The sequence below is a fragment of the Rhizobium sp. P1_E1 genome (assembly GCF_056406015.1).
In genome coordinates, this window is sequence record NZ_JBFUAY010000347.1 from 1 (window position 1) to 3,456 (window position 3,456).

General features: G+C 63.7%; 3 protein-coding genes and 1 pseudogene. All 4 read left to right on the forward strand.

Translation table 11 applies throughout. From position 1 onward, the window contains the following. A pseudogene (locus AC1D1Z_RS35395) lies at nt 1–155 on the forward strand (imidazolonepropionase); the annotation flags it as partial. Next, entirely contained in the window at nt 152–1,687 is a 1,536-nt protein-coding gene (gene hutH / locus AC1D1Z_RS35400) for a histidine ammonia-lyase (protein ID WP_477853441.1), read from the forward strand. The pseudogene AC1D1Z_RS35395 and the gene hutH, both read left to right, overlap by 4 nt. A gap of 1 nt (nt 1,688) precedes the next feature. Further along, on the forward strand, nt 1,689–2,510 hold the full coding sequence (hutG, locus tag AC1D1Z_RS35405) for an N-formylglutamate deformylase (protein ID WP_477853443.1): 822 nt from the start codon (nt 1,689–1,691) through the stop codon (nt 2,508–2,510). 24 nt (nt 2,511–2,534) lie between these two features. Further along, the coding region (hutU, locus tag AC1D1Z_RS35410; RefSeq protein ID WP_477853445.1) for a urocanate hydratase at nt 2,535–3,456 on the forward strand (922 nt) is incomplete at its 3' end.

Consider the following 3,456-nt stretch of genomic DNA (forward strand, 5'->3'; position numbering starts at 1 on the left):
CGCTCGGTCTGCTCGACAAGACAGGAACGCTCGAACCCGGCAAATCCGCCGATCTCGCCATCTGGAATATCGAAAGCCTTGCCGAGCTCGTCTACCGCATCGGCTTCAATCCGCTTCACACACGCGTCTTCAAGGGCGAAAGGAACGGTCGATGACCATCACGCTCCACCCGGGCTCCGTCTCGCTCAAGGATTTGGAAATCATCTACTGGACGGGCGCACCGGCAAGGCTCGATCCCGCCTTCGATGCGGGGATCGCCAAGGCCGCGGCCCGTATCGCCGAGATCGCCGCCGGCAATGCGCCGGTCTACGGCATCAATACCGGCTTCGGCAAACTCGCCTCGATCAAGATCGACAGCGCCGATGTGACCACCTTGCAGCGCAATCTCATCCTGTCGCATTGCTGCGGCGTCGGCGCGCCGCTGCCCGAGAATATCGTGCGGCTGATCATGGCGCTGAAGCTGGTCTCGCTCGGGCGCGGCGCCTCCGGCGTGCGGCTGGAGCTGGTGCGGCTGATCGAAGGCATGCTGGAAAAGGGCGTCATCCCGCTGATCCCGGAAAAGGGCTCGGTCGGCGCCTCCGGCGATCTCGCCCCGCTCGCCCATATGGCGGCAGTGATGATGGGCGAGGCCGAAGCCTTCTTCGCCGGCGAACGCCTCTCAGGTGCGCAAGCCCTCAAAAGGGCTGGTCTCAGACCGGTCGTGCTCGCCGCCAAGGAGGGCCTAGCGCTCATCAACGGCACCCAGACCTCGACGGCGCTGGCGCTGGCCGGCCTGTTTCGCGCCCATCGTGCCGCACAGGCAGCCCTCATCACCGGCGCCATGTCCACCGATGCCGCCATGGGCTCTTCGGCGCCCTTTCATCCGGATATTCACACATTGCGTGGCCATAAGGGCCAGATCGACACGGCAGCCGCGCTTCGCGCGCTGCTGGAAAACTCCATCATTCGCCAGAGCCACATCGAGGGCGACGAGCGCGTGCAGGATCCCTATTGCATCCGCTGCCAGCCGCAGGTCGACGGCGCCTGCCTCGATCTGTTGCGCTCGGTTGCCCGCACCCTTGAAATCGAGGCCAATGCGGTCACCGACAATCCGCTGGTTCTCTCGGACAATTCCGTCGTCTCCGGCGGTAATTTCCACGCCGAACCCATCGCCTTCGCCGCCGACCAGATCGCGCTCGCCGTCTGCGAGATCGGCGCGATTTCGCAGCGCCGCATCGCGCTGCTGGTCGATCCGACCCTCTCCTACGGCCTGCCGGCCTTCCTCGCCAAGAAGCCGGGCTTGAATTCCGGCCTGATGATCGCGGAGGTTACGTCGGCGGCGCTGATGTCGGAAAACAAGCAGATGTCGCACCCGGCCTCGGTCGATTCGACACCGACGTCGGCCAACCAGGAAGACCATGTCTCGATGGCCTGCCATGGCGCCCGCCGCCTGCTTGCCATGACCGAGAACCTGTTCGGCATCATCGGCATCGAGGCGCTGACCGCTGCCCAAGGCGTTGAACTGCGCGCGCCTCTTTCGACGAGCCCGGAGCTTGCCAAGGCGATCGCCGCTATCCGCAGCAAAGCTCCGAGCCTCGACGCCGATCGCTACATGGCAAACGACCTCGCCGCCGCCGCCGAGCTGGTGGCAACGGGCGCGCTGAACGCCTCGGTTTCATCTGGCATATTGCCAGTATTGGAGGGCTGAGATGATGGTGACGGAAAAAGTCTCCTCTCCATGCGAAATTCGCCAAGGCACCTCCCCCGTCATCCTCGGCTTCCCCCATACCGGCACCGAGGTGCCGGCTGAGATTGCCGACCGGCTCAACGACAATGGCAGGATGCTGGCCGACACCGACTGGCATATCCACAGGCTTTATGATGGCCTGCTGGACAATGTCACGGTGGTTCGCGCCACCTTCCACCGCTATGTGATCGACGCCAACCGCGATCCCCAGGGCGTCAGCCTCTATCCTGGCCAGAACACCACCGGCCTCGTTCCCCAGACGGATTTCGACGGCAAGGCGATCTGGAAGGATGGGCAGGCGCCCGACGAAGCCGATATCGCGGCGCGGCTGCGGGACTTCCATGCCCCCTATCATGCCGCACTTGCCGCCGAGATCGAGCGCGTGAGAGCCATCCATGGCGTCGCAATTCTCTACGACTGCCACTCGATCCGCTCCCACATCCCCTTCCTCTTCGAAGGCAAGTTGCCGGATTTCAATATCGGCACCGACATGGGCAAGACGTGCGACAGCGCGATCGAGCAGGCGACGCTCACCGCGGTCGAAGCCGCCGAAGGTTACGACAGTGTGCTCAACGGTCGCTTCAAGGGCGGCTGGACGACACGCCACTATGGTCGGCCCGACACTGGTGTGCACGCGATCCAGATGGAGCTCGCGCAATCGACGCATCTCCAAACCGAGGCGACGCCCTTCGCCTACGATGCCGCCAAGGCAGACAGACTTCGCGTCCATCTCAAAAACATTCTGGTGCGCATCGAACAGATTGCGCCAGGCCTGAAACGATAACGATCACTCGACAGGGGAACCGCCATGAACAATCCACGCCACAATATCCGCGAAATCCGCGCGCCCCGCGGCAACGATCTTAATGCCAAGAGCTGGATGACTGAAGCGCCGCTGCGCATGCTGATGAACAATCTCGACCCTGACGTCGCCGAAAATCCGAACGAGCTCGTCGTTTATGGCGGCATCGGCCGCGCCGCCCGCACCTGGGAGGATTTCGACCGCATCGTCGCGACGCTGAAGACGCTGACGGAAGAAGAAACCTTGATCGTCCAATCCGGCAAGCCGGTGGCCGTATTCCGCACCCACAAGGATGCACCGCGGGTGCTGATCGCCAATTCCAACCTCGTGCCGCATTGGGCGACCTGGGATCATTTCAACGAGCTGGATAAGAAGGGCCTTGCGATGTACGGCCAGATGACGGCCGGCTCGTGGATCTATATCGGCACGCAGGGCATCGTGCAGGGCACCTACGAGACCTTCGTCGAGGCCGGCCGCCAGCACTACGGCGGCAATCTCAAGGGCAAATGGATCCTGACCGGCGGCCTCGGCGGCATGGGCGGCGCCCAGCCGCTCGCCGCCGTCATGGCCGGCGCCTGCTGCCTGGCCGTCGAATGCAATCCCGATTCGATCGATTTCCGCCTGCGCACCCGCTATGTCGACGCCAAGGCCGAGACGCTCGATGAAGCACTTGAGATGATCGACCGCTGGACCAAGGCCGGCGAGGCGAAATCCGTCGGCCTGCTCGGCAATGCTGCCGAAATCCTGCCGGAGATGGTCCGCCGCGGCATCCGCCCCGATATCGTCACCGATCAGACTTCGGCCCACGACCCGATCAACGGCTACCTGCCGAAGGGCTGGACGATGGGTGAGTGGAAGGCAAAGCGCGAAAGCGATCCGAAGGCAGTGGAAAAAGCGGCGCGCGCCTCGATGCGCGAGCACGTCGAAG

Bases quoted from the DNA above. Each gene is read 5' to 3' on its own strand.
- hutH (WP_477853441.1), top strand. From the start codon at position 152: ATGACCATCACGCTCCACCCGGGCTCCGTCTCGCTCAAGGATTTGGAA.
- hutG (WP_477853443.1), top strand. From the start codon at position 1,689: ATGATGGTGACGGAAAAAGTCTCCTCTCCATGCGAAATTCGCCAAGGC.